Consider the following 26,138-nt stretch of genomic DNA (forward strand, 5'->3'; position numbering starts at 1 on the left):
TGTCGGGCAACAACTTTGGGCCCAACTATTTAAGAGGACCTCCACTTGCCAATTTCTTTATTTCGCAAAGCCTTGCTGGTAGGGGCGGGCCTCACGTTGGCAGTCAGCGTGCAGGCGGCTTCGACTGTGCATATTTATAACTGGTCGGACTACATCGGCCCCGACACCCTGGCCAACTTTGAAAAGGCCACCGGCATCAAGCCGGTCTATGACGTGTTCGATTCCAACGAAACCCTGGAAGGCAAGTTGCTGGCCGGGCGCACCGGGTATGACGTGGTGGTGCCGTCCAACCACTTCCTGGGCAAGCAGATCAAGGCGGGCGCGTTCCAGAAAATCGACAAGGCGCAGTTGAGCAACTACGCCAACCTCGACCCGGCGCTGCTCAAGCGCCTGGAAAAGAACGACCCGGGTAACCAATACGCGGTGCCTTACCTGTGGGGCACCAACGGCATTGGCTACAACGTCGACAAAGTGAAGGAAGTGCTGGGTGTCGACAAGATCGACTCCTGGGCCGTGCTGTTCGAGCCGGAAAACATGAAGAAGCTGGCCAGTTGCGGCGTGTCCTTCATGGACTCGGCCGATGAAATGCTACCGGCGGTGCTCAACTACATGGGCCTGGACCCTAATAGCACCAACCCGGCCGACTATAAAAAGGCCGAGGAAAAACTCCTGAAAGTACGTCCCTACGTGACCTACTTCCACTCATCCAAATACATCTCGGACCTGGCCAACGGCAATATCTGCGTGGCTGCCGGCTTCTCCGGCGATGTGTTCCAGGCCAAGGCCCGGGCGGCCGAGGCAGGCAAGGGCGTGAACATCGCCTACGCGATTCCGAAAGAAGGCGGCAACCTGTGGTTTGACGTGCTGGCGATCCCCAAGGACGCGACCAACGTCAAGGAGGCCCACGCCTTCATCAACTATTTACTGCAACCTGAAGTGATCGCTCAGGTCAGTGATTACGTCGGCTACGCCAACCCTAACCCAGGGGCGGACACGCTGATGGAGCAATCGATACGCACCGACGAAGCGGTTTATCCACCGCAGGCGGTTCTCGACCGGACGTTTGTCAACTTCGAGCTACCCCCGAAAGTGCAACGCTTGATGACCCGTAGTTGGACCAAGGTCAAGACGGGCAAGTAAGGCTCACACTATCTAAGGTTCGTCCGTATTGGACGTTCTGCACTCTTTTTTTCTGGGAGTTTCGTAAATGGCAGTTGCCTCCGGCGCCTATAAGAAAGCCCTCGAGGGCGACCAGACACCGAAAAAGGTGTTGGTCAAAATCGACCGGGTCACGAAGAAGTTCGACGAGACGATTGCCGTGGACGATGTGTCCCTGGAAATCAAGAAAGGCGAGATCTTCGCCTTGCTCGGCGGTTCTGGTTCGGGCAAGTCCACCTTGCTGCGCATGCTCGCAGGTTTCGAGCGACCGACCGAAGGGCGGATTTTCCTCGACGGTGTGGATATCACCGACATGCCGCCCTACGAGCGGCCGATCAACATGATGTTCCAGTCCTACGCCTTGTTCCCACACATGACCGTGGCGCAGAACATCGCCTTCGGCCTGCAACAGGACAAGATCCCCAAGGCCGAAGTCGAGGCCCGCGTGGCCGAGATGCTCAAGCTGGTACAGATGAGCCAGTACGCCAAGCGCAAGCCGCACCAGTTGTCTGGCGGCCAGCGTCAGCGGGTGGCCCTGGCCCGGTCCCTGGCCAAGCGCCCGAAACTGCTGCTGCTCGATGAGCCAATGGGCGCGCTGGACAAGAAGCTGCGCTCGCAGATGCAGCTTGAACTCGTCGAAATCATCGAGCGCGTCGGCGTGACCTGCGTGATGGTGACCCACGACCAGGAAGAGGCCATGACCATGGCCGAGCGCATCGCGATCATGCACCTGGGCTGGATCGCGCAGATCGGCAGCCCGATCGATATCTACGAAACCCCCACCAGCCGCCTGGTGTGCGAGTTCATCGGCAACGTCAACATCTTCGACACCGTGGTGGTGGATGACGCCGAAGGCCACGCGGTACTCAAGTGCGCCGACCTGGACCGCGATATCTACGTGGGTTATGGCATCGCCACGTCGGTGGAAGACAAGTCGGTGACCTACGCCATCCGCCCGGAAAAGCTGCTGGTCACCACCGAAATGCCGACCTGCGAGCACAACTGGTCCAGCGGCAAGGTGCATGACATCGCCTACCTGGGCGGCCACTCGGTGTTCTACGTCGAGCTGCCGAGCGGCAAGCTGGTGCAGTCCTTCGTCGCCAACGCCGAACGCCGTGGCGCGCGGCCGACCTGGGGTGACCAGGTCTACGTATGGTGGGAAGACGACAGCGGCGTGGTACTTCGCTCATGAACATGAAGAAATTCAAACGGCGATTGCACCGAATAATTCCCAGCGGCAAGCAGGTGGTCATCGGGATTCCATTCCTGTGGCTGTTCCTGTTCTTCATGCTGCCGTTCTTCATCGTCCTGAAGATCAGCTTTGCCGAAGCCGACGTGGCGATCCCGCCCTACACCGAGATCTACACCTACATCGAGCAGAAGTTGGAGGTGGTGCTCAACCTGGCCAACTACAGCCTGCTGGCCGGCGACGAACTGTACATCGCCGCCTACCTGGGCTCGCTGAAGATGGCGTTTTTCAGCACGGCCTTGTGCCTGCTGATCGGCTACCCGATGGCCTACGCCATCGCCAGTGCGCGCAAAGAGATGCAGACCGTGCTGGTGCTGCTGATCATGATGCCGACCTGGACCGCGATCCTGATCCGCGTGTATGCGTGGATGGGCATCCTTAGCAACAACGGCTTGCTCAATGGCTTCCTGATGTCCATGGGCCTGATCAACGAGCCGTTGCAGATCCTCAACACCAATATCGCGGTGTATATCGGCGTGGTCTATTCGTACCTGCCGTTCATGATCCTGCCGCTGTATGCCAACCTGGTCAAACATGACCAGAGCCTGCTGGAAGCCGCGTCGGACCTGGGTTCGAGCACCTTCAACAGCTTCTGGAAAATCACCGTGCCGCTGTCCAAGAACGGCATCATTGCCGGCTGCATGCTGGTATTCATCCCGGTGGTGGGCGAGTTCGTGATCCCGGAACTGCTGGGCGGCCCGGAAACCCTGATGATCGGTAAAGTGTTGTGGCAAGAATTCTTCAACAACCGCGACTGGCCGGTGGCCTCTGCGCTGGCGGTGGTGATGCTGGCGATCCTGATCGTGCCGATCATTCTGTTTAACCGCAGCCAAGCCAAAGAGATGGAGGGCAAGGTATGAAGCGCTTCAGTTTCTCCAGCTTCATGCTGGTCGTAGGGCTGCTGTTCATCTACCTGCCGATGCTGATCCTGGTGATCTATTCGTTCAACGAATCGAAACTGGTGACGGTGTGGGGCGGCTGGTCGATCAAGTGGTACGTGGGCCTGTTGGACAACACCCAGTTGATGGGCTCGGTGGCGCGCTCCCTGGAAATCGCCTGCTACACGGCGGTGGCCGCGGTGGCGCTGGGTACGTTGGCAGCGTTCGTGCTGACCCGTATCAGCCAGTTCAAGGGCCGCACGCTGTTTGGCGGCCTGGTGACCGCGCCGCTGGTGATGCCGGAAGTGATCACCGGTCTGTCGCTGTTGCTGCTGTTCGTGGCCATGGCGCAGATGATCGGCTGGCCCCAGGAGCGTGGCATCGTCACTATCTGGATCGCCCACACCACGTTCTGTGCGGCGTATGTGGCGGTGGTGGTGTCGGCACGCTTGCGTGAGCTGGACCTGTCGATCGAAGAGGCGGCCATGGACCTGGGTGCGCGGCCGTGGAAGGTGTTCTTCCTGATCACCATCCCGATGATCGCACCCTCGCTGGCGGCGGGCGGCATGATGTCGTTCGCGTTGTCCCTGGATGACCTGGTACTGGCCAGCTTCGTGTCGGGCCCGGGTTCGACCACCTTGCCGATGGAAGTGTTCTCGGCGGTGCGCCTTGGGGTCAAGCCCGAGATCAACGCCGTGGCCAGCCTGATTCTGTTGGCGGTGTCGCTGGTGACCTTTTTGGTGTGGTTCTTCAGCCGCCGTGCCGAAGAGCGGCGCAAGAAGGCGATCCAGCAAGCGATCGAAGAAGCCGCGGCGGATGGCTGGAAACAGCCGGATGTACGGCGCGCGCCCGCACCGGTCTAACGGCCGGAACAGGCTCAAAATGTGGGAGCTGGCTTGCCTGCGATAGCAGAGTGTCAGTCACAGAAGATGTGACTGACACTCTGCTATCGCAGGCAAGCCAGCTCCCACATTCAATTGCATTTCAAGTTGATTAAGCCGTCCACGGCGACTGGCGAATCACCTCGACAAAGTTCATCGGCTTGAACCCTGGCTCCTGATCCACCAGCACATCGGTCTTCACGTTGCCAAACGTGGTCTGCGGGCGATGGCGCAACCCGTCGGCAAACGCGCAGATGATGCACTCCTTGAACCCTTCACCCCGTGGATGCGCATGCACCACCGCCTCGCGCTGCACGTGGGTAAACGCGGCGTAGTCCGTGCCCAGCACATCCATCTCCACGCCAGCGGTCACCAGGGCGACGGTAGGGCGCAGGTGCTTGGGCACGCCCGGCGTGGTGTGCAGGGCGATGGACAGCCACACCTGCTCGATATCGTCGTCGCTCAAGCCATAAGGCTTCAGGAAGGCGGCAGCAGCGTTGGCGCCGTCCACTTCAAAACGCTCATCATCGCTGCGGTGGCCGGCCACCAGGCCCAAGTCATGGAACATTGCGCCGACGTACAGCAGCTCCGGGTTGTAGGCCAATTGCTGGCGCTCGCCGCTCAAGGCGCCAAACAGGAACACCCGGCGGGAGTGGTGGTAGAGCAGGTCGGATTCAATGTCGCGGATGTATTCGGTGGTAGCCTTGGCCAGGGCACTGTCGGGGATTTTGATGCCGGCGATGGTGGTGCTCATGGTCATGATCCTCAATAAAGCGCCGGTTGGCGCTGATCAGTCCAGTCTGGTCGCCCAGCTGCCAGGCAACCACCGCCGCAGGGGCGCGATCCCGGCCAATGTGCCTTCATATCGCGCCATGGTTGTACACGATCCAATGTGGGAGCTGGCTTGCCTGCGATAGCATCGCCTCGGTACATCAGGTATACCCAGGTGATGCCATCGCAGCGATGCGGCGATCCGACAAGCCAGCTCCCACAGGGGTTTTGCGACAGTCCAGAGGAAGGTTTACCCATGCACAAGACCGTCGCGATCCTGATCTTCCCCGGCGTCCAGTCGCTGGACGTGACCGGCCCCATGGATGTGTTCTGCGAGGCCAATCGCTTCCTGGCGCCTGCGGATCATTACCGGCTCGAAGTCATCGGCCAGGTCCAGGGCCAGATCGCCTGTTCCAACGGTCTGTCCTTGCAGGCTCATATCCATTACAGCAATGCGCTGCAAGCCTATGACCTGTTGTTGGTCGCCGGCGGCCCGCAGTTGCCCTTCGAAGATTTCGGCGCGCCGTTCCATCAATGGCTGCGTGACGCCAGCGCCAGGGCCCGGCGCTTCGGTTCGATCTGTAATGGCGCCTTCATGCTGGCCCGGGCCGGATTGCTGGATGGCAAAACCGTCACCACCCACTGGAGCGATGCGGCTGATCTGGCGCGCCTGTGCCCCTCGACCCAGGTCGACGCCGACCGCCTCTACGTGCAGGACGCCAACCTCTACACCTCGGCCGGGGTCACGGCGGGCATCGACCTGTCGCTGTACCTGTTGGCCCAGGACCACGGGCCGGAAGTGGCCTTGAGCGTGGCCAAGCGCCTGGTGGTGTTTACCCAGCGCAGCGGCGGGCAATCGCAGTTCAGCCCGTTTCTCACGCCCCACGCCGAAGCCACCTCGGCGGTGGCGCAAGTGCAGTTGTACGTGCTGGCGAACCTGACGGGTGACCTGGGCATCGCCGACCTGGCCCGCGCGGCCAATATGAGTGCGCGCAACTTTTCGCGGGTGTTTGCCCGCGAAGCGCGGATCACCCCGGCAGAGTTTGTCGAGCGCGCGCGGGTGGATGCGGCGCGGGTGATGCTCGAAAGCAGCACCGCACCGCTGAAGACCGTGGCCTACCAATGCGGGTTTCGCGACGCCCAGCACCTGCGCAGTGTGTTCAAGCGCCGGCTGGGGGTGACGCCGCAGCAGTTTCGGCTGAACTTTGCGGCGCTGGTTTGAGTGTGTCGTAGGCTTCCAGTGCGCGCAGCGAGTAGATGTAGGCGGCGCCGGCATTCAACGAGATCGCGGTGGCAAGCGTCGCGGCGATTTCTTCGCGGGTGGCGCCGGCCTTGATCGCGGCGTCGGCATGCACGCCGATGCAGCCGTCGCAGCGGGTGGTGATGGCCACGGCAATCGCGATCAGTTCGCGGGTCTTGGCATCCAGGACGTTGTTTTCCTCGGCAGCCTCGCCCAGCGCCATGTAGGCTTTGACCATCTTCGGGTTGCTCTTGCCCAGTGCGCCAAAGGCGTTCTTCACGGTGGGCAGCAAGTCGGGCCAGTTATTGAACATTGCGTTGACTCCTGAACGGGTTGGGTGTGAAGCCAGTGTGTGCCGTTCGGATTTGGCGGTATTGTTCGATCCGCTCATCTTTTTGACCGATATTCGCAAATGAACGCTATCGACACGCTGATCACATTGGCCAACCTGCGCGGCCGCCTTGACGTGCGCTGCCAGTTCCAGGGCGACTGGGCCCTGGACCATGCGCCCGAATCGCTGGGGGTGGCGCCGTATCATATTGTCGTGCGGGGGACCTGCCACGCCGAGCTTTCGGGTGGGCAGCAGGTGACGCTGGCAGAAGGCGATATCCTGTTGATGCCCGGTGGTGCGACCCATCTGCTGCGCAGCCAGGGCGCGCAGACCCCGCCGAGGCTGCCCACGGTGATCGACAGCGGGGTACTGAAGGTGCATCGCTTGGGCGGTGATCAGCCGGAGGTGGAGATGCTCTGTGGCGCCTTTCACTACAACCGCCAGTCGTTGCTGTTTGCGGCCTTGCCCGAGTACCTGGTGGTGTCCAGCCGACAATGGCCGGCCGATGGGCAACTGGCGGCACTGATTGCGCTGATGCGCAGTGAGGCTGACGGTGAGCGGCTGGGCGCGCGGTCGTTTATTGATGCCCTGTCGGTGGCGCTGTTCACCTTGCTGGTGCGCACCTGGTTGGCGCAACAGGCGCCGCTGGCCGGCACCTTTGCCTTGCTCACCGACAAACGCCTGGGCCGCGCCTGGCAGGCGATGCTGGCCGAGCCCGGGCATGACTGGACCATCGACAGCCTGGCGGGGGCTGCATCGATGTCCCGGGCCACGTTCATGCGCGCATTTGTCAAAGTGGCCGGCGTGTCGCCGTGGGTGCTGCTGACCCAGTTGCGCATGGAGCTGGCGTTCAATCTGCTGCAGCAGTCACGGCTGAGCCTGACGGATATTGCGGCCCGGGTGGGTTACCAGTCCCAGGCGGCGTTCAGCAAGAAATTCAAGGAGGCATATGGCCAAGCGCCCGGTCGAATGCGCAACGCAGATTAAAACTGTGGGAGCGGGCTTGCCCGCGATGGCGGTGTATCAGTCAACTAATGTATCGACTGACACTCAGCCATCGCGAGCAAGCCCGCTCCCACCGTTTTGAGGGTGTTTCTTCAGGGCTGTTGTGGGCGGGCCGGCAACAACTTGAGGGTGCCGCGAGTATTGGCCTGGACCTCTTCTTCATCAAAATGCGCCTGCTCGTACCCGCCCTCGATATAGGTCTCGGCCTGGTCGGCATAGTGCTTGTCGAACGGCACACCGCTTTGGCCCACCGGGTTGATGGTCAGCGCGTGAGCGGCGTCGGCAAAGTCCACCAGGCGTCGGGTGGACGGGCCGTACGTCACCGGCCATGGCGCAGGGCCGATGATTGCCGACAGGTTGTTCGGCACTTCGTGGCTGCCCGGTGAGGCGAACGGCCCGACATTGACGATCTGGTCCAGTGGCTTCTTGATGCCCAGCGGATGGCCGTGGGTCAGGGGATGGGCCTTGCCCCACTGCCATTGCGCCGGGTCGTCACCGAAGGTGGTTCTCAGGTGCGCCAGGCTGTTGTCCCAGGCGTGCTTGACGGTCGCGGCACGTTGGCCGTTCCACCACGGCGAATCGGCAGCAGCGGCCAGGCGTGGCAAGGCGGCGTCGATCACACGAGTGGTGATCAGGGTCTTGAACATCTCGTCACCCAGTTTGGGGCGAAAGGCCGCGTCGGTCAGGTCGTACAGCAGTTGGTTGAACAGCGTGGCCGGGATCGACTGCACCGGGTAGTCACCTTTCCACGCGGCCAGTTGCTCCAGCAGCTTGAGTTCGGCCGGGTCCTTGACCACCTCGCGCAGCACCGGCAACAGCGGCGCCAGCAGGCGCGGCCCGTAGGCGGTGGTGGTGCCCAGTTGCAGGGCCTGGCTGTTGTCCAGGTCCCATTTGATCTGGTTGTCGCTCAATTGCGCGTTCAACTGCTGGCCACGGTCCGCCAGGTTGTAATAGCCGGGGATCTGCATGCCAGTAGGTGACACCGGCTGGGCATTGGCCGAGACCACGTAGCCACGGGCCGGGTTTTCTTCCTGGGGGTTGGCGCTGAACGGGTAGAAGCCCAGCTTGTCGGCCTGGGCTGTGCTGCCATCGAGGATAAACCCGGCGTTGACCCCGGCCGGGCGGATCGGCAACTGCGCTGCGGCCCACCAGCCAATATCGCCCTTGGCATTGGCCCACACGATATTGAGCCCCGGTGCATGCACCTTGGCCACCGCCTGGCGGGCCTTGGCCAGGGTGTCGGCGCGGTTGAGTTGGTAGAAGCCATCGAGGATCGGGTTTTCGGTATCGAGGAAGGCCCACCACATGGCAATCGGCGTGGTGCCGGCATTGGCGCCGAGCACGTCGTTGATGATCGGGCCGTGGGGCGACTGGCGCAGGGTCAGCGTCACCGGGGCCTGGCCCTTGACCGCGATCTGTTGCTCGCTGCTGGTCATGTCGACCCACTGGTCGTGGTAGCGCACCTGGTTGGGGTTGTCCGGGTTGACCTGCTCGGCGATCAGGTCGAGGTCGTCGTTCTGGAACATCGTCAGGCTCCAGCCGAACGCTTTGTTATGGCCCAGGAACGCCACCGGCACCAAGGCGTTGTGATAACCGTAGAGTTCAAAGCCGGGCGCCGACAGGTGCGCCTCGTACCATACCGACGGTACCGAAAAGCGGATATGCGGGTCGCCCGCCAGCAACGGCTTGCCGCTCTTGGTGCGGTTACCGCTGATGGCCCAGGCGTTGCTGCCTTCGAACTGCGGCAGGCCATTGTCGGCCAGGGCCTGCTCGCTGAGGCGGGCGATGGCGCTCAGGCCTTGCCAGTCGGCGGCGGCCAGGCCGAGGTCGCCCTTGGGTTTCCAGTCGAGGTCGAACACCTTCAGGTAGTCGCTGCCCAGTTGGTCGCGCACGTAAGTCAGCAAGGGCTCTGTACGAAAGGCTGCGGCAAAGCTGTAGGCCAGGTAGCCGGCAATGCTGATGGTGTCTTCGGCGGTGAACGGCCGCTTGGGGATGCCCAGCACGTCAAACTCCATGGGGCTGGCGTGGCTGTCCTGATATTGGTTGATCCCGTCCAGATAGGCTTGCAGGGCCTTCCAGTGCGGGGACTGGCGGTCCATCTGGGCCGCGTAGGTGGTGGCGCGCTCGCGGATACGCAGGCTGCGGAACAGTTTATCGGTGTCCAGCAACTTGACGCCGAGCACCTCGGCCAGCTCACCGCGCGCCAGGCGGCGCATGATTTCCATCTGGAACAGGCGGTCCTGGGCGTGCACGTAACCCAGGGCGCGATACAGGTCGGCCTCGTTTTCCGCGCGGATATGCGGCACGCCCCGGTCGTCATAGCGCACCGTGACCGAGCCTTGCAGGTTGGCCAGCTCCACCGTGCCCTGGCGGGTCGGTTGCTTGCTGTAGACGTACCAGCCAGCCCCGAGGGCGATCAACACCAGCAGGGCTACAAGACCCGACAAAACGCGCTTCATAAACAATCCTTATTATTAGAAGTGGGGCTACCTTGAAAATCTACGAACCTTGCGGCCAGGAACAATAGCAGCCCACTGCCAGGGTGTGGGTTGCGTTCACCGCCCGCCCGCCGTTGAGCGCCTGCAGGATCGGTTCGATAAAGCTGTTGCTCGAATTACAGGTCAGGCCCTCGCTGTACGGGCCGAAATACGCCAGCTTGCCGCTGCGATCCCAGATACCCACCGCCGGGCTCGCGGGCACCTGGTCGGCGCCGGGCAGGGCGGTGATGATTTTCATCGCGCCAAGGGTCGCGGGCAATTGGCCGTGGCTGCCGGCTTTTTGCAGGGCGTAGAACTCCACGCCCTGGGGCGCGTATTGCTCGATCAGTTCGCTCAGGTGCTGCTGGTTGCCGACATTGCACGGGCAAGCCGGGTCCCAGAAGTGCACCAGGCGGATCGGGCCGGGGCCTGCGAGGTCGTCGGGCAGGCGCAGCAGGTCGCCGGAAAACACCGCCGTATGTTCGCTGAATGCCCGCAGGTAGCGGCCCTGGAACCAGTCATACGCGACCCACAGCACCACGGCGCAGATCAGCAGGATCAGGCTGGCGAGCAGGGCGTTGCGGTAGGGCTTTGGCATTCAGAACAATCCTCGACGGTGGCGTAGCTTGCCATGCTTGCCCTGACAGATGAATATCGCGACTCAATATTCATCTGTTCACTGCTGTGAAGCCCTAGTCTGGAAGTTCTTATGCCCGTTACCTTTGACCCCGATCATCTGCGCGAAAGCCTGCGGCCCCTGGTGGACGCGCAGCCGCTTTCGGCCGAGGCCAGGGTCTACCAGCGCTTCTATGGGCTGGACCTGGCCGCGCGCAAAACCCCGGTGGCCAGCCGTCTGGGGCGCATGGAGGTGGATGGGTTCGAGGTGGTCAGCCAGGTCTGGTGGCCGGCGCAACCTGTGGCCACACTGTTTATGTTCCACGGTTTCTACGATCACATGGGGCTGTATCGCAGCGTGGTGGAGTGGGGGCTGGACCAGGGTTTTGTGGTGATTGCCTGCGATTTGCCGGGCCATGGCCTATCCAGTGGCGAACGTGCCAGCATCGATGATTTTGCGGTGTACCAGCACGTGGTGAACGGCTTGTTCGACCAGGCCGACGCGCTGCAACTGCCCAAGCCCTGGCACCTGTTCGGGCAAAGCACCGGCGGGGCGATTGTGGTGGACCATCTGCTCAACCATGGCTCCAGCAGCCCGGCGCAAGGCCAGACCTTCCTGTTGTCGCCGCTGGTGCGGCCGCGTGCCTGGGGTTGGTCGCAACTGAGCTATTACCTGCTCAAGCCGTTCGTCAAAGGTATCGCCCGGCGCTTCAGCGATAACAGCAACGACCCGGCGTTCCGTCCGTTCCTCGAGGCCGACCCGTTGCAGCCCCGGCAACTGCCAACCGCCTGGGTGGGCGCGCTGGCGCGCTGGATCAAGCGCATCGAGGCCGCGCCGCGCAGTACGCGGCGACCACTGATCGTGCAGGGCGAGGAAGATATGACGGTGGATTGGCAGCACAACTTGCAGGTGCTGCGTGGCAAGTTTGATCAGCCGCAGATCCTGATGTTGCCCAAGGGCCGGCATCATCTGGCCAATGAACTGCCGCAAATCCGCGAGCAATACTTCAAGTTCCTCACCGACCACCTGAAATAACCCTCCCCCCTGTAGGAGCGAGCTTGCTCGCGAAGAACGTCAACGATAACGCGTGCTGCCTGGTTAGACGCGGCGTCCTTGAGTTCTTCGCGAGCAAGCTCGCTCCTACAGGGGGAGGGGCGTCAGGGGGCCAGGCTGGAGGTGCTTTGGCCGACCGCCAGCCCGGCGCGGATCGCCGCCAGCGCTGCCTGGTAGTAAGCCTTGCCTTGCGGCGACTCGGCAAAGGTGGCGAATTCTTCCAGCTCCGGGTCCGACAAATCCCGATAGACGTACAACAAGGTGTTGTTCAGGTCATTGCCGATCTGCTGCATCAACCGCTCGCGCTGGCCATTGAGCATGCTCTGCGCCTGACCGCCGCCCAACAGGCCGGGGATCATCTGGCTCAGGCTGTCTGCGGCCACGCCGGCAATCGCCAGGCTGACTTCGGCCCCGGCTTCGCGGGCAGGCAGGGCCTGGGCCAGATGGCCGATGATCAGGCTGCGGGTGGCGTCGGCCTGGATCTGCGGCAAGCCCTGGGCGTTCTTGGCCAACTGGTCGCGACGGGTCGCCAGCAACTCGGCGGCGACAATCTTGCGCCCCAGCGGCGACTGGAAAAACGCCAGCGCCGGTTTTGGGTCCGCCAGGTTCTGGCGCAACTGGGCTTCGGCGCGCTGATCCATGGCCTTGGGGGCGAAGCGTTTATTGCTGTTGTCCACCAGCGCCTGGTACACCGCCGGCGGCAAGCTGTTGCGGTAGCGCTGCTGGGCGGCACTCAAGGCGTCATTAAAATGCGCGCGTTGTTCCGGCCAGCCGGCGACCGCGTACAACTGGTCATGGCTGTCTGCCCAGGCGGGCAACACGCAGAACATCAGCAAGGATAAAAACAAACGACGCATAGGGACTCCTGTCAGTCGGCCACTATTGTCCGTGTCGGGCGTAGGATTTGTCGAGAAGTCCTATCAATCGCCTGACTAAAGTGTATTTAGGCGCTCGGCGGCGCTGTCGGTTTGCCAGGCGTATGGATACTATGCGCGCCATGCAAATATCCCCTGATGACCCGCTGCTGCTAAGCATCGTCGACGACCTGGCCGTGAAGGGCTGGTCGCAGCAGAACATCTTCCTGCCAGAGGCTCTGACCCTGGAACTGGCGGCTGAGTGCCATAAACGCGCAATTGAAGGCGAATTGGCCCCGGCCGCTGTCGGACGCGGCCCGGCCCAGGAGATTCGCGAGGGGATCCGTGGCGACCATATCCAATGGCTGGAGCCCGGCCAGGCGGCGATCTGCGACCGCTATCTGGCATTGATGGACAACCTGCGGCTGGCGATGAACCGCGGGCTGTTCCTCGGCCTGGAAGAGTTCGAATGCCACTTCGCCATGTACCCGCCGGGGGCGTTCTACCTCAAGCACCTCGACCGTTTTCGCGATGATGACCGGCGCATGGTCTCGGCGGTGGTCTACCTGAACCAGGACTGGCTGCCCGAGCACGGCGGCCAGTTGCGCATGTACCTCAAGGACGGCGTTGAATACGACGTGGACCCCACCGGCGGTTGCCTGGTGGTGTTCCTGTCGGGGGAAGTGCCCCACGAAGTCCTGCCCGCCCACCGCGAACGCCTGTCCCTGACAGGCTGGTTTCGCCGGCGGGGCAACGAGCCGTTTTGAGCATGCAAAAGATTCTGGTCAGCCGCTGCCTGCTGGGGCATCGCGTACGTTACGACGGTGGGGCCAGCGGGCCGTTTGACCAACTGGCCGCCTGGCAGGCCGAAGGCCGGGTGGTTGCGGTATGCCCGGAGGTAGCCGGTGGCCTGCCTACCCCACGGCCATCTGCCGAGATTCCGGGCGGGCAGGGGATGGCGGTGTGGGAAGGCCGCGCCCAAGTGTTGACCTCCGATGGCGAGGACTTCAGTGACGCCTTTGTCGAGGGTGCGCGCCAGGCTCTGGCCCTGGTGCAGCGCCATGGCATCCGCATCGCCGTGCTCAAGGCCAACAGCCCGTCTTGCGGCAACCTGCTGACGTATGACGGCACCTTCAGTGGGGTCAAAGTCACGGGCGAAGGCGTGACGGCGGCGTTGCTCAAGCGCCATGGGGTGCAGGTGTTCAGCGAGCTGGAGCTGGCCGAGGCGGCGGTAGCCCTGGACCAGCTCTCAAACCCCGCTTAAATCCCATGTAGGACCAGCCTTTTGTGGGAGCGGGCTTGCTCGCGAATGCGGTTTATCAGTGCCAGATTTGTTGACTGACACACCGCTTTCGCGAGCAAGCCCGCTCCCACACAAGCCCACTCCCACACACAAACCTGGCCCCACATTGGTTATTTGGCAGGTTTGCTGGTGTCAGCCTCAAACCACTTTTCCGACAGCGCCGTCAGCCGTCCATCGGCCTTGATCCGCTCCAGTGCCTTGTCCAGGCTCGATTTGAACGCCGGGTTGCCCTTCTGGAAGGGGATGGCCAGGGTCCGCGTGGCCTTGGCATCGACCCGGCTGCGCAAATCCACGCCCGCGGTGGGCTTGGCGGCAAATTGACTGCTGGTGAGTGTATTCAGGCCGCTCAACAGGGGTTTTTGCTGCTTGTTGGCAAGCATCTGGGCATTGGCATAGCTATAAGGCGCGCTGAAATCGAAACGATCCCGCAGTTCAGGAGTCACAGCGATGTGGTTGATCGCCACGTCGTACTTGCCGCTTTCCACACCGGGCAGCAAGTCGCTGTCGTCGGTGGTGATAAAGGAGGCGCGTACGTCCATTTCCCGAGCCAGCAACTCACCCAGGTCCACTTCAAAGCCGGTGAGTTTGTCGCCTTCCTTGAAGTTGAAGGGCGGCGTGTCCGCTTCCAGGGCAATGCGCAGTTCGCCACGGTCAAACACCTCGTCGAACAGTTCGGCGTGAGCCAAGGGGCTCAGCAAAGGCAGCACAAGTAACAGGCCAGGCAAAAAACGCATGGTCACTCCTAAAGAATTCGAAGGTGCGAGACGCGGTTAAGGCTCGCTTTGCTATGGTGTTGAGTGCCTTGGACAACGTTTCGTCACTAAGTTGTCTTAACCCTACAGATTTCATAGAAAAACTGGAGAAGTTAATGAAAGCCATTTTGTCTCGTGCAACCCTGGCCAGCCTGCTGCTGGGGGCTTCAATGCTGGCGTCTGCGGCGGATATCCCGCGCACACCGGCACCCAAAGGGGCTGAAGTGTTCATTGTTTCGCCCAAGGATGGCGCCACCGTCGACAAGACCTTCACCGTCGAGTTTGGCATCAAGGGCATGGACCTGGAGCCCATCGACAAACAAGTCCCGGGTGCAGGCCATCACCACCTGCTGGTCGACCAGGCGCAACTGCCTGATCCAAGCCAGCCGATTCCGGCCACCGACACTGTGATCCACTTCGGCAAGGCGCAAACCAAGACCGAACTGACCCTGGCCCCAGGCAAGCACACGCTGCAACTGGTGGCGGGCGATAACCTGCATCGTCAGTTCGAACCTACTGTAGCCTCAAAAGTGATCACTGTTACCGTGAAGTAAGATTTGTTCAGACGAAAAAAGGGAGCCCCGCGGGGCTCCCTTTTTCGTGGTGCGCTTGAAACCTTAGAACAACACGCGGCTACGAATAGTACCGCTGATGTGCTGCAGCTTCTCTTGCGCCAGGTCCGAGTACTCGGCGTCTACGTCGATCACCACGTAGCCGACCTTCTCGTTGGTCTGTAGGAACTGACCGGAGATGTTGATGCCGTTTTCCGCGAAGACCTTGTTGATCTCCATCATCACGCCAGGAATGTTCTGGTGGATGTGCAGCAGGCGGTGCTTGCCAGGGTGAGCCGGCAGGGCCACTTCCGGGAAGTTGACCGAGGACACCGACGTACCGTTGTCGCTGTACTTGACCAGCTTCTCTGCCACTTCCAGGCCGATGTTGGCCTGGGCTTCAGCGGTGGAGCCGCCGATGTGCGGGGTCAGGATCACGTTGTCCAGGCCACGCAGCGGGCTTTCGAAGATGTCGTCGTTGGAGCGTGGCTCCACCGGGAACACGTCGATGGCAGCGCCGATCAGGTGCTTGTCCTTGATCGCGTCGGCCAGGGCATCCAGCTCGACCACGGTGCCGCGTGCGGCGTTGATCAGGATCCCGCCCTTCTTGATGGCGCGGATTTCCTTCTCGCCGATCATCCACTGGGTCTCAGCGGTTTCCGGCACGTGCAGGGTGACGATGTCGGACATGCCCAGCAGTTCGGTCAGGCTCGACACCTGGGTGGCGTTGCCCAACGGCAGCTTGGTCAGGGTGTCGTAGAAGAACACCTGCATGCCCAAGCCTTCAGCCAATACCGACAGTTGGGTACCAATGGAGCCGTAACCGACGATACCCAGCTTTTTACCGCGGATTTCGAAGGAATTGGCCGCGCTCTTGATCCAGCCGCCACGGTGGCAGGAAGCGTTCTTCTCAGGGATACCGCGCAACAGCAGGATGGCTTCCGCCAACACCAGCTCCGCCACGGAACGGGTGTTGGAGTACGGGGCGTTGAACACCGCGATACCGCGCTCGCGCGCTGCATTGAGGTCGACCTGGTTGGTGCCGATGCAGAAACAACCGACCGCCACCAACTTCTTGGCGTGGTCGAAGATCTCTTCGGTCAGCTGGGTGCGGGAGCGAATGCCGATAAAGTGCGCGTCGGCGATCTTTTCCTTGAGCTGGGATTCCGGCAGAGAACTGGTGATGTACTCAATGCTGGTGTACCCGGCGGCCTTTAGGACGTCGACGGCCGATGGGTGGACGCCTTCCAGAAGAAGGAACTTGATCTTGCTCTTATCGAGAGAAGTCTTGCTCATCTGCGTAAACCTGTATCCCGGAGAAAAATGGCAGGGAATCGAGCAGCGCAAGCTGACCCGGACGGCAGGAAAGCCGTCACCGCAGAAACGCCCTTGGGCTCTGTCCTGCGGGGGCGGTATGCTAGCATACGCGCCCCGCTAAACACTCATTCCTGCGACGTGAAGCGTTCTCAGGATGACCATGAATTGTTCGAGAGTTCTGTCGATGACCCATCCTGCCCTGATTGATGAGCTAAAGACCCTGGTTGAGCCCGGCAAAGTGCTGACCGATGCAGACTCCCTGGAGGCTTACGGCAAGGATTGGACCAAGCACTTCGCCCCCGCGCCGACCGCTATCGTCTTCCCCAAGACCATTGAGCAGGTGCAGGCCATTGTTCGCTGGGCCAACACGCACAAGGTGGCGCTGGTGCCGTCCGGCGGGCGTACCGGCCTGTCGGCGGCTGCCGTGGCAGCCAATGGTGAAGTGGTGGTGTCGTTCGACTACATGAACCAAATCCTCGATGTGAACCTCACCGATCGCACCGCCGTGTGCCAGCCGGGCGTGGTCACCAAGCAATTGCAGAACGTCGCCGAAGAAAACGGCCTGTACTACCCGGTGGATTTCGCATCGTCCGGTTCCAGCCAGATTGGCGGCAATATCGGCACCAATGCCGGCGGGATCAAGGTGATTCGCTACGGCATGACCCGTAACTGGGTAGCGGGCATGAAGGTCGTCACCGGCAAAGGCGATGTGCTGGAACTGAACCGCGACCTGATCAAGAACGCCACCGGCTACGACATGCGCCAGCTGTTTATCGGCGCTGAAGGCACCCTGGGTTTTGTGGTCGAAGCCACCATGCGCCTGGACCGGGCGCCGAAAAACCTCACCGCAATGGTGTTGGGCACCACCGACTTCGACTCGATCATGCCGGTGCTGCACGCGTTCCAAAGCAAACTGGACCTGACGGCGTTCGAGTTTTTCTCTGACAAGGCCCTGGCCAAAGTCCTCGGCCGTGGCGATGTGCCGGCGCCGTTCGAGACCGATTGCCCGTTCTACGCCCTGCTGGAATTCGAAGCCACCACCGAAGAAGTCGCCAACCACGCCTTGGAAACCTTCGAGCACTGTGTCGAACAGGGCTGGGTGCTCGATGGCGTGATGAGCCAGAGCGAAACCCAGTTGCACAACCTGTGGAAGCTGCGCGAGTACATCTCCGAGACCATCTCCCACTGGACGCCCTACAAGAACGACATTTCGGTCACAGTGTCGAAAGTGCCGGCATTCCTCAAGGAAATCGACGCGATCGTCGGCGAACACTATCCAGACTTCGAAATTGTCTGGTTCGGCCACATCGGCGATGGCAACCTGCACTTGAACATTCTCAAGCCGCAAAACCTGTCCAAGGACGAGTTCTTCGCCAAGTGCGCCACCGTCAACAAGTGGGTGTTCGAGACGGTCGAGAAGTACAACGGCTCGATCTCTGCCGAACACGGCGTGGGCATGACCAAGCGCGATTACCTGACTTACAGCCGCTCCCCGGTTGAAATCGAATATATGAAGGCAGTGAAAGCCGTGTTCGACCCGAACGGGATCATGAACCCGGGCAAGATCTTCGCTGTTTAACCATCACGAAAGAGGAAGCGGTCCATGAGCTATCAGCACAAGTACGTCGACGGCACCAACATCCACTTTCCACTGGGCAAAGTGGTCTGCATCGGGCGCAACTACGCCGAACACGCCAAGGAACTGGACAACCCGGTGCCGACCGAGCCCCTGCTGTTTATCAAGCCGGGCAGTTGCGTAGTGCCGTTGGAAGGCGGCTTTGCCATTCCAGCCGAGCGCGGTTCGGTGCATTACGAAGCGGAAATCGCGGTGCTGATCGGCAAACCGCTGTCGAAAACCCCGAGCCGTGAAGAAGTGCTGGACGCCATCTCCGGCTTCGCCCCGGCCCTGGACCTGACCTTGCGCGACAAGCAGTCCGAGCTCAAGGCCAAGGGCCTGCCGTGGGAAATCGCCAAGTCCTTCGACGGTGCGGCAGTCATTGCGCCGTTCGTGGTGGGCAGCACCTTTCCCGACCTGACCGATATCGGCATTCGCCTGACCATCAATGGCCAGGTGCGCCAGGACGGCAACAGCGCGCAAATGCTCAACCCGATCGTGCCGATGATCCAGCACATGGCGGGCTGCTTCTCGCTGCAGGCCGGGGATGTGATCCTGACCGGCACGCCTGTGGGCGTGGGCCCGCTGGAAGTGGGTGACGAACTGGTGCTGGAACTGCCGGGTGTCAGCCGCTTCGAAAGCGCCGTACGCTAACCCCATCTCTCTGTAGGAGCCGGCTTCTGTGGGAGCTGGCTTGCCTGCGATAGCATCACCGCGGTGTGCCTGATGCACCACGGTGCCTGCATCGCGGGCAAGCCCGGCTCCCACACAAGCTTGTACACAGATTATTTGTGCGTACTGCGCACATCGGGGCTTTGCATTTTTTTCACACTCCATCCGGATAATCCTCGGCCATATGGCACGCAGGCGCTCTGAGCCTGGGCCATCACCTACAGCCGATTATCTGGAATGCCTCCATGGCCGTGCCCCTCCCTTCTGTGAAACCCACTCTTCGTTCGCGCTTGAACATGCGCTGGTATTCCTGGCTGTTCCTGGCCGGGGCGATCATGTACGGGATTTCCTGGTTGATGCACTGGGATGACCGGGGCGCGTTGTGGGTGTTGGAGCGGTTTGAAAGCCCGATGGAGCGTCGCGAGAGCATCTGGCTTCCGGATTACCAGGCGGTGATCGACGCCAAGCCGTTGCCTGGCATGGAAAAGGACGAAGCTTCGGATCTGGCCTACGACCCCAGGACCAAGACCCTGTTCGCCGTCATGGGCAGAAACCCGTTCCTGGTGGAGCTGAGCCTGCAGGGTGATGTGTTGCGCAAGATTCCGATGGTTGGCTGGAGCAACCCGGAAGGTGTGACGGTCATGGAAAACGGCGTGCTGGCCATCGTGGATGAGCGCAGGCACAACGTGACCCTGGTCAAGGTCGATGCCGACACGCGGCAACTGGCCTTCGCCGACTACCCGAGCTACGACCTGGGCCCCTCCAAGAACCAGAACAAGGCGTTCGAGGCCATCACCTGGGACAAACGCAATCAACAGCTGGTGCTGGGTATCGAGCGCCCAGCGCAGCTGTTTACCTGGGCCAGCGACGGCAGCCAGGTCCTGGCGGGCGACAAGCAGAAATTGCCCAGCTCCGAGCTGGATATCCGCAACCTTTCGGCCCTGAGTGTCGATCCGCGTACCGGCCACCTGTTGGTACTGTCCGCCGACTCCCATCTGCTGCTGGAACTGGACGAGAAGGGCGAGCAAGTCAGCTTCATGACTGTGCTGGGCGGCTTCAACGGCTTGAAAAACACCATCCCCCGCGCCGAAGGCGTGACCATGGACGAAAACGGCACCCTGTACATGGTCAGCGAGCCCAATTTGTTCTACCGCTTCGAGAAGCAGAAATAGCCGATTGATTACGTCGGATTCTTCTCTATGAGCGGCATTCCCCAGACACTGAGCTGCGTTTAAGTTTAAATTCAGATGGCTGTGATATTCATTTGCCAGTTTTGACTTTGAGCCAGCCCCCATGCGCCGATTTGCCCGCCCCAAACCTGCCCTTCTTATCCTAGTGTTGATCGCCCTGGTTGCTGTGGGCGTGGTCGCCCAGCAGTTTCGTTTATTCGAGCGCGCCTGGTTCAACTGGCAGACCTGGCGCCAGCCGCTGGATGAACGCTCCATTGGCCTGGCGGACTATGAGGTGGTGCTGGAAGCCCAGGTGATTGAAGGCCTGGATGATGATGTCTCGGCGCTGACCTACGACCCGGTGCGCAAGAGCCTGTTTACCGTGACCAACCAAAACGCCGAACTGGTCGAGTTGTCCCTGGACGGCAAGATCCTGCGGCGCATCAACCTGGTGGGGTTTGGCGATGCCGAGGCGGTGGAGTTCATCAGCGAAAACACCTACGTGGTCAGCGATGAGCGCCAGCAGCGGCTGATCAAGATCCATCTGGAGGACGACACGCAGTTTCTCGACGCGGCCGAGGCCGAGCAGATGACCCTGGGTGTGCACCTGAAGGGCAATAAAGGCTTTGAAGGGCTGGCCTATGACTCAGTGGGCAAGCGCCTGTTTGTCGCCAAGGAACGGGACCCGATGCTGATCTACGAAGTGCACGGCTTTCCCCATTTCAAACCGGAAAAAACCTACTCGGTCCACGTGGTCAACAACCCCCGACGCGATGCCGGGCTGTTTGTACGCGACCTGTCCAGCCTGCAATACGATGAGCGCAGTGGCCACTTGCTGGCGCTGTCCGATGAGTCGTACCTGGTGCTGGAGCTGGATATCGACGGTCGCCCCTTGAGCAGCTTGTCGCTGCTCAAGGGGCGCAATGGCCTGAAAAAACGCGTGCCCCAGGCCGAGGGTATTGCCATGGATGACGATGGCACGTTGTACCTGGTGAGTGAGCCGAACCTGTTCTATGTCTTCAAGAAAAAGCCCGAGCAGCGGTAAGCGCGGATCAGAACATCCACTGCACACCCAACGAATAGCCGGTCTGGCTGCCTTCGGCATGGCCCAGGCGGCCGTTCACCTCTGCGTACACCCCAAGCTGCGGGGTGATCGCCAATTGGCTGCCGACCTGTGCGCGGCCAAAGCTCTTGTCCACTGAGCCCAGGCGTGCGGTACGGGCCTGGCCGTCGGCGCGGGCGGTCAGGTCGAGGTCGTCGAGGCGGCCGTCGGCCAATTCCTTGACCCAGGCGATGTCGCCGTAGGGCATCAGGCTCAGGCCATAAGGCAGGGCCACGGCACCGCGCACGCGCCAGCCGAGGCTGGCTTCCAGGGAATCGAAGGACTGTTCTTCATATTCAAGGGCGGTGCGCAGGTTCTGCTTCTCGTGGAACTTGTCGATGCGCGAGTGGCTGTAATCGAGCCCGGCAAACGGCCCGGTCTTGATCGCGCCCAGGTCGAAGTCATAACCGCCGAGCACGCGGGCGCCCAGGGACAGGGCATCGGTCTCGCCAGTCAACTGCTGGTTAAGTAGCACGGGGCCACCGTTGGCCTGGATCAGCAGGTTGCGCTTGGAGTCGAAGCTGCTGTGGCCCACGCTCAGGTCTCCGGCCAGCCAGGTCGGGCCGCCATCGTTCAACAAGGCGTAGACCGCGGCTTGCCAGGTGTCGCTTTGCAGCTTGCCACGGTGTTCCAGCTTGTCGCGGCCGTTGAGGTAGCTCAGGCTGGCGCCGATGTTCAGGCTGCTGCTCAGTTGATAGTCGCCCAGGGCATGCAGGCCCAGGCGCCGGGCCTCTGGGTTGGGGGCGGTGTCGAAGCCGCTGTCCGGGTTGTATTCGCCGTCCACGCCGATCTCGCCATCGAAGCTGCCGACTTCACGGCTGGCCGCTTGCAAAGTCAGCCAGCGACGGTCGTGCAGGCGCACCATGGCCTGGTGCTGGCGCTGCAGGTTGTCCTGCATATTGCGCGCAACCGCGCCGCCCGAGGTGGTGGAAGCCATCAAGTCGGCATTGGTCAGCTCCAGCACCAGGCGACTGAGCAGGCGCGAATAGTCGCGCAGGCGCTGGTCGATGCGTTCCTGGCCGAAGGCGTTGGTCAGGACCGTCTTGTTGTCTTCATTGGGGTCGTGCCACGTCGAGCCGCCGGGGATTGCCGGGTTGTTGGTCTGGGTGTAGCCGTCCAGGGCGCCCAGTTCCCAGTTGGTGGCTTCGATATACAGGATCGGGATGTTCAGCGCCTCGAAGGCCTCGCCGTCACTGCAGCAGCCGGTGCCGGCGGGGTATTGCGCGTCCAGGCCGGGGTTGGTGAACAGGTTGATGTTCAACTCCTTGGCGATTTGGAACGTGTGTTCGCGCAACGACGCTAGGGCCGGGTTGGCGGTGCTGTTCTGGCCGGCGTGGGCGTACATCATGTCGCCGGTGATCAGGCTGTCGAGGTTGATCATGGCCAGCATATTGGCGCGTTGGCTGGAGCTCAATGAGTCGACAAACGCCCGGGAGCCGCGCAGGCCTTCCTCTTCGGCGCCGAAGCCGACGACCTGCAGGCCGTTTTCCAGTTGCAGGCCACCGAGGTTCTTCGCCACTTCGGTCAGCACGCTGGCGCCGGAGCCGTTGTCGTCCAGGCCTTGCAGGGTCGGGCGGCCGAAGTAGGTGTCGAAGTGCGCGCCAATCACTACGTATTGCGGTTTGGTACCGGCGGCGTAGGCCACCACGTTCTGCGAGGCGCGGCTGCCGCCATTCCAGGTGAAGTCCTGGCGGCTGATGTTGTAGGCGCTGCCCATCTGGCTCTGCATCCAGTCGGCGGCCCCGGCAAAGTTGGCCGTGCCGCGATAGCGGCCGGGGTAGTCGGTGATCAGCTTTTCCAGGGTGACATTGGCGTGCTCGCCGTAGTCGTAGGCATGGGATTGAGTCGACAGCAGGGCACAGGCAACGCTGACAGCGAGGGCTAGGGGCTTGATCACAAGGTCTTCCTTGAGGTGGTTGAGGGAGTGGCTCGGCGGGACCGATTGCACAATGCGCGCCTCATTCCATGGGGCGGTCGCGAATTGGCGCGTTGTTGGAAGTGGGGGTCGCCTGGCTATAAGTTGTAACGGATTTGATACCAGATACGGCAGGGGATGCCGTGAGCTGGCGCACAAATTGGGGCAGACGGGGGAGGGAATGCTGCGAAAAGTAGCGTTTTTGTTACATGTACATCGGATGGGGCGCGGTCAAAAATGTGGGAGCGGGCTTGCTCGCGAATGCGGTGTGCCAGTCACCGATTTTGCTAGCTGACACACCGCATTCGCGAGCAAGCCCGCTCCCACAGGGGTTCTGCGTGTACTTAGGCCTTGAGGGTTTTCACGCCTTCACTGGTCCCCAGCAGCAGTACATCGGCAGGCCGCGCTGCAAACAACCCGTTGGTGACCACGCCGACGATGGCATTGATCTGGGTCTCCAGCTCCACCGGGTTGGTGATCTGCATGTTGAATACGTCGAGGATGATGTTGCCGTTATCGGTCAGCACGCCTTCGCGGTACACCGGGTCGCCGCCCAGTTTCACCAGCTCGCGGGCCACGTGGCTGCGGGCCATGGGGATCACTTCGACGGGCAGCGGGAAGTTGCCCAGCACTGGCACCAGCTTGCTGGCGTCGGCGATGCAGATAAAGGTCTTGGCCACGGCTGCGACGATCTTCTCGCGGGTCAGGGCTGCGCCGCCGCCCTTGATCAGGTTCAGGTGCTCGTCGCTTTCATCGGCGCCGTCGACGTAGAACTCCAGGTCGCTCACGGTATTGAGCTCGTACACCGGGATGCCATGGCCCTTGAGGCGCGCGGCGGTGGCTTCGGAGCTGGCCACGGCGCCGTCGAACGCGCCCTTGTGCAGGGCCAGCGCATCGATAAAGCAATTGGCGGTGGAGCCGGTGCCGACGCCGACGATGCTTTTATCGTCGAGTTTAGGAAGGATTAAATCGACGGCGGCCTGGGCCACTGCCTGTTTGAGTTGATCCTGGGTCATGCGGGCTCCGGAACGGGCGGGGAGTAAAGAGGGGCGCGAGTATAACCCAACAAAACCTCTGGATTCGTGTGGTCGTCCGGCCAAGAGGCGGGTTAGACTCCTCGGCCCTGCCCAACCCGCCCAGTGATGCTTTCCGATGCTCGAACAGTACGTCAAGAAGATCCTCACCTCGCGCGTTTACGACGTTGCCGTGGAAACCCCGTTGCAGACCGCCCGCCAGCTCTCCGAGCGCCTGGGCAACAAGGTCTGGCTTAAGCGTGAAGACTTGCAGCCGGTGTTCTCCTTCAAGATTCGCGGCGCCTACAACAAGCTGACCCAACTGAGCGCCGAAGAACGTGCCCGTGGCGTGGTCACCGCCTCGGCGGGCAACCATGCCCAGGGCCTGGCCCTGGCGGCCAAGGTGCTGGGGGTCAAGGCCACCATCGTGATGCCCAAGACCACCCCGGAGATCAAAGTCGAAGGCGTGCGTTCCCGTGGCGGCAAAGTGGTGCTGCACGGTGACTCCTTCCCGGAAGCGCTGGCGTACTCGCTGAAACTGGTCGACGAAAAAGGCTACGTCTATATTCACCCCTACGATGATCCACACACCATTGCCGGGCAGGGCACCGTGGCGATGGAAATCCTGCGCCAGCACCCAGGGCCGCTGGATGCGATTTTCGTCCCGGTGGGCGGCGGCGGCCTGATTGCCGGCATCGCGGCGTACGTGAAGTACCTGCGCCCGGAGATCAAGATCATCGGTGTCGAGCCGGACGACTCCAACTGCCTGCAAGCCGCCATGGCCGCGGGCGAACGCGTGGTACTGCCGGCCGTGGGGATCTTTGCCGATGGCGTGGCGGTGGCGCAGATCGGCCAGCACACCTTCGATATCTGCAAGGACTATGTGGATGAAGTGATCACCGTCAGCACCGATGAAATCTGCGCGGCGATCAAGGATATCTACGACGACACCCGCTCCATCACCGAGCCTGCAGGGGCATTGGGCGTGGCCGGGATCAAGAAGTATGTGGAGACCCGTGGCGTCAGCGGCCAGACCTTTGTCGCCATTGATTCCGGGGCCAACGTCAACTTCGACCGCCTGCGCCATGTGGCCGAGCGCGCCGAGCTGGGCGAAGGTCGCGAGGCGATCATTGCCGTGACCATCCCCGAGCGCCCGGGCAGCTTCAAGGCCTTCTGCGAGGCCGTGGGCAAGCGCCAGATCACCGAATTCAACTACCGCTACCACTCCGGCAGTGAAGCGCACATTTTTGTCGGGGTGCAGACCCACCCGGAAACCGACCCGCGCAGCGCGCTGATTGCCAGCCTGAGCGAGCAGGGTTTCCCGGTGCTGGACCTGACCGAGAACGAACTGGCCAAGCTGCACATCCGCCATATGGTCGGCGGGCATGCGGCGCATGTCAGCAATGAAGTGGTGTTTCGCTTCGAGTTCCCGGAGCGTCCGGGGGCCTTGTTCAACTTTCTGAATAAATTAGGCGGGCGCTGGAACATCTCGATGTTCCACTATCGCAACCACGGCGCGGCCGATGGCCGTGTGGTGGCTGGGCTGCAAGTGCCGGCCAACGAGCGCCACCTGGTGCCAGCGGCATTGGAAGCGATTGGCTACCCGTATTGGGATGAAAGTGACAACCCGGCCTATCAGCTGTTCCTCGGTTGAGCGACTACGCTGACTGGGCGGCCTTTAAGGAATCGAGAGCATGGAATATCTGACGACCCTCAAGACGATCCACATGGTGGCAACAGTGCTGCTGTTGGCCAGTGGCCTGGCGCTGGCCGTACTGAGCTGGCGCAAGCGCGCCGCCGGCCCGGCGGTTACGTTGCACCGGCCATGGCTGTTTGTCTGGTTGTTGATGGGCGTAAGCCTGGTAAGCATGCCGTTTACCGGCTGGTGGCTGGTGCACCTGATCGGCTGGCCATTGGGGCAGACATGGATCCTGGGCTCCAGCGTGATCTACACCGTGGCGGCGCTTGCCTGGTTCTGGCTGGTGGTGCGCCTCAATCGCCTGCGGCTGGGCGGTACGGGCAGTGCGAAATTCACCCTGGCCCTGGCGGTTGTCAGCCTGGTGGGGTTTGTGGCGATTGCCGGGTTGATGGGTGCCAAACCCGTTTAAGGCTTGAAACCGGGTCGCCTTCATTCGCGAGCAAGCCCGCTCCCACATTTGATCGGGTTCCACCTTTGGAATGCAGTCGAATGTGGGAGCGGGCTTGCTCGCGAAAGC

Annotated in this window: 25 protein-coding genes; 16 read left to right on the top strand and 9 right to left on the bottom strand. The window is 61.7% G+C overall.

The window, feature by feature from the left end; genetic code table 11:
• The first annotated feature begins 45 nt into the window (after positions 1 to 45).
• The 4 genes from AC19YY_RS07705 to AC19YY_RS07720 all read left to right on the top strand — a co-directional run bounded on the left by AC19YY_RS07705 (position 46) and on the right by AC19YY_RS07720 (position 4,148).
• Positions 46 to 1,140, top strand: coding sequence for a polyamine ABC transporter substrate-binding protein (locus AC19YY_RS07705; RefSeq protein WP_500604026.1), 1,095 nt, complete (start codon positions 46 to 48; stop codon positions 1,138 to 1,140).
• A gap of 67 nt (positions 1,141 to 1,207) precedes the next feature.
• Entirely contained in the window at positions 1,208 to 2,350 is a 1,143-nt protein-coding gene (locus AC19YY_RS07710) for an ABC transporter ATP-binding protein (protein WP_029289449.1), read from the top strand.
• On the top strand, positions 2,347 to 3,267 hold the full coding sequence (locus tag AC19YY_RS07715) for an ABC transporter permease subunit (protein ID WP_029289447.1): 921 nt from the start codon (positions 2,347 to 2,349) through the stop codon (positions 3,265 to 3,267). Before AC19YY_RS07710 ends, AC19YY_RS07715 begins: the two co-directional genes overlap by 4 nt.
• Complete coding sequence (locus tag AC19YY_RS07720) at positions 3,264 to 4,148, top strand: ABC transporter permease subunit (protein ID WP_057440425.1); 885 nt, start codon at positions 3,264 to 3,266, stop codon at positions 4,146 to 4,148. Before AC19YY_RS07715 ends, AC19YY_RS07720 begins: the two co-directional genes overlap by 4 nt.
• A gap of 130 nt (positions 4,149 to 4,278) precedes the next feature.
• On the opposite strand, the gene AC19YY_RS07725 is transcribed toward AC19YY_RS07720, so the two are convergent.
• On the bottom strand, positions 4,279 to 4,920 hold the full coding sequence (locus AC19YY_RS07725) for an HD domain-containing protein (RefSeq protein WP_500604027.1): 642 nt from the start codon (positions 4,918 to 4,920) through the stop codon (positions 4,279 to 4,281).
• 273 nt (positions 4,921 to 5,193) lie between these two features.
• On the opposite strand from AC19YY_RS07725, the gene AC19YY_RS07730 reads away from it, so the two are divergent.
• Positions 5,194 to 6,159 (top strand): GlxA family transcriptional regulator, encoded by a 966-nt coding sequence (locus AC19YY_RS07730; protein ID WP_432754757.1) that lies wholly within the window; start codon positions 5,194 to 5,196, stop codon positions 6,157 to 6,159.
• Here AC19YY_RS07730 and AC19YY_RS07735 read toward each other — a convergent pair.
• Positions 6,098 to 6,490, bottom strand: coding sequence for a carboxymuconolactone decarboxylase family protein (locus AC19YY_RS07735; RefSeq protein ID WP_432754756.1), 393 nt, complete (start codon positions 6,488 to 6,490; stop codon positions 6,098 to 6,100). The genes AC19YY_RS07730 and AC19YY_RS07735 overlap by 62 nt on opposite strands.
• A 99-nt stretch (positions 6,491 to 6,589) precedes the next feature.
• Between AC19YY_RS07735 and AC19YY_RS07740 the strand changes: the two genes are divergently transcribed.
• Positions 6,590 to 7,495 (top strand): AraC family transcriptional regulator, encoded by a 906-nt coding sequence (locus AC19YY_RS07740; protein WP_076963658.1) that lies wholly within the window; start codon positions 6,590 to 6,592, stop codon positions 7,493 to 7,495.
• A 110-nt stretch (positions 7,496 to 7,605) separates the two neighbouring features.
• Here the strand turns inward: AC19YY_RS07740 and AC19YY_RS07745 are convergent, their stop codons facing one another.
• Both AC19YY_RS07745 and AC19YY_RS07750 read right to left on the bottom strand, forming a co-directional pair.
• Positions 7,606 to 9,972 carry a penicillin acylase family protein gene (locus AC19YY_RS07745; RefSeq protein WP_500604028.1) on the bottom strand — a complete coding sequence of 789 codons (2,367 nt, stop codon included), beginning with the start codon at positions 9,970 to 9,972 and terminating at the stop codon, positions 7,606 to 7,608.
• Positions 9,973 to 10,012: 40 nt separating this feature from the next.
• The gene (locus AC19YY_RS07750; RefSeq protein WP_170042128.1) at positions 10,013 to 10,588 is read right to left on the bottom strand and encodes a DUF6436 domain-containing protein; all 576 of its coding nucleotides are present in this window, start codon (positions 10,586 to 10,588) and stop codon (positions 10,013 to 10,015) included.
• Positions 10,589 to 10,699: 111 nt separating this feature from the next.
• Here AC19YY_RS07750 and bipL point away from each other — a divergent pair, with 111 nt between their 5' ends.
• Positions 10,700 to 11,641 (top strand): phospholipase BipL, encoded by a 942-nt coding sequence (gene bipL / locus AC19YY_RS07755; protein ID WP_500604029.1) that lies wholly within the window; start codon positions 10,700 to 10,702, stop codon positions 11,639 to 11,641.
• Positions 11,642 to 11,763: 122 nt separating this feature from the next.
• On the opposite strand, the gene AC19YY_RS07760 is transcribed toward bipL, so the two are convergent.
• Positions 11,764 to 12,516, bottom strand: a complete 753-nt coding sequence (locus tag AC19YY_RS07760; RefSeq protein ID WP_169954976.1) for a DUF2059 domain-containing protein — start codon at positions 12,514 to 12,516, stop codon at positions 11,764 to 11,766.
• Positions 12,517 to 12,647: 131 nt separating this feature from the next.
• Here AC19YY_RS07760 and AC19YY_RS07765 point away from each other — a divergent pair, with 131 nt between their 5' ends.
• Complete coding sequence (locus tag AC19YY_RS07765; protein ID WP_169955048.1) at positions 12,648 to 13,280, top strand: 2OG-Fe(II) oxygenase; 633 nt, start codon at positions 12,648 to 12,650, stop codon at positions 13,278 to 13,280.
• Between the two features lie 2 nt (positions 13,281 to 13,282).
• Positions 13,283 to 13,777 (top strand): 2-thiouracil desulfurase family protein, encoded by a 495-nt coding sequence (locus AC19YY_RS07770; RefSeq protein WP_500604030.1) that lies wholly within the window; start codon positions 13,283 to 13,285, stop codon positions 13,775 to 13,777.
• Between the two features lie 149 nt (positions 13,778 to 13,926).
• Here AC19YY_RS07770 and AC19YY_RS07775 read toward each other — a convergent pair whose 3' ends face one another.
• Positions 13,927 to 14,550, bottom strand: coding sequence for a transporter substrate-binding domain-containing protein (locus tag AC19YY_RS07775; RefSeq protein WP_500604031.1), 624 nt, complete (start codon positions 14,548 to 14,550; stop codon positions 13,927 to 13,929).
• Positions 14,551 to 14,684: 134 nt separating this feature from the next.
• On the opposite strand from AC19YY_RS07775, the gene AC19YY_RS07780 reads away from it, so the two are divergent.
• Complete coding sequence (locus AC19YY_RS07780) at positions 14,685 to 15,122, top strand: DUF4399 domain-containing protein (protein ID WP_169954973.1); 438 nt, start codon at positions 14,685 to 14,687, stop codon at positions 15,120 to 15,122.
• 63 nt (positions 15,123 to 15,185) lie between these two features.
• Here AC19YY_RS07780 and serA read toward each other — a convergent pair whose 3' ends face one another.
• Positions 15,186 to 16,415 carry a phosphoglycerate dehydrogenase gene (gene serA / locus AC19YY_RS07785; RefSeq protein ID WP_029289418.1) on the bottom strand — a complete coding sequence of 410 codons (1,230 nt, stop codon included), beginning with the start codon at positions 16,413 to 16,415 and terminating at the stop codon, positions 15,186 to 15,188.
• Between the two features lie 205 nt (positions 16,416 to 16,620).
• On the opposite strand from serA, the gene AC19YY_RS07790 reads away from it, so the two are divergent.
• From AC19YY_RS07790 to AC19YY_RS07805, 4 genes are all read left to right on the top strand, one after another.
• Positions 16,621 to 18,015, top strand: a complete 1,395-nt coding sequence (locus AC19YY_RS07790) for a D-2-hydroxyglutarate dehydrogenase (RefSeq protein ID WP_169954972.1) — start codon at positions 16,621 to 16,623, stop codon at positions 18,013 to 18,015.
• Positions 18,016 to 18,039: 24 nt separating this feature from the next.
• Positions 18,040 to 18,705 carry a fumarylacetoacetate hydrolase family protein gene (locus AC19YY_RS07795; protein WP_170042132.1) on the top strand — a complete coding sequence of 222 codons (666 nt, stop codon included), beginning with the start codon at positions 18,040 to 18,042 and terminating at the stop codon, positions 18,703 to 18,705.
• A 263-nt stretch (positions 18,706 to 18,968) separates the two neighbouring features.
• Complete coding sequence (locus tag AC19YY_RS07800; protein WP_169954970.1) at positions 18,969 to 19,895, top strand: SdiA-regulated domain-containing protein; 927 nt, start codon at positions 18,969 to 18,971, stop codon at positions 19,893 to 19,895.
• Positions 19,896 to 20,016: 121 nt separating this feature from the next.
• Positions 20,017 to 20,937 (top strand): SdiA-regulated domain-containing protein, encoded by a 921-nt coding sequence (locus AC19YY_RS07805; protein ID WP_169954969.1) that lies wholly within the window; start codon positions 20,017 to 20,019, stop codon positions 20,935 to 20,937.
• A 7-nt stretch (positions 20,938 to 20,944) separates the two neighbouring features.
• Here the strand turns inward: AC19YY_RS07805 and AC19YY_RS07810 are convergent, their stop codons facing one another.
• Together AC19YY_RS07810 and rpiA are read right to left on the bottom strand one after the other, a co-directional pair.
• Positions 20,945 to 22,891, bottom strand: coding sequence for an autotransporter domain-containing protein (locus AC19YY_RS07810; RefSeq protein WP_500604032.1), 1,947 nt, complete (start codon positions 22,889 to 22,891; stop codon positions 20,945 to 20,947).
• A gap of 362 nt (positions 22,892 to 23,253) precedes the next feature.
• Positions 23,254 to 23,925, bottom strand: coding sequence for a ribose-5-phosphate isomerase RpiA (rpiA, locus tag AC19YY_RS07815; protein WP_076963671.1), 672 nt, complete (start codon positions 23,923 to 23,925; stop codon positions 23,254 to 23,256).
• Positions 23,926 to 24,061: 136 nt separating this feature from the next.
• On the opposite strand from rpiA, the gene ilvA reads away from it, so the two are divergent.
• Both ilvA and AC19YY_RS07825 read left to right on the top strand, forming a co-directional pair.
• Positions 24,062 to 25,576 (top strand): threonine ammonia-lyase, biosynthetic, encoded by a 1,515-nt coding sequence (gene ilvA / locus AC19YY_RS07820; RefSeq protein ID WP_169954967.1) that lies wholly within the window; start codon positions 24,062 to 24,064, stop codon positions 25,574 to 25,576.
• A gap of 40 nt (positions 25,577 to 25,616) precedes the next feature.
• Positions 25,617 to 26,030, top strand: a complete 414-nt coding sequence (locus tag AC19YY_RS07825) for a DUF2269 family protein (protein WP_170042135.1) — start codon at positions 25,617 to 25,619, stop codon at positions 26,028 to 26,030.
• Positions 26,031 to 26,138: the final 108 nt, after the last annotated feature.

The organism is Pseudomonas sp. MF09156, assembly GCF_059862305.1.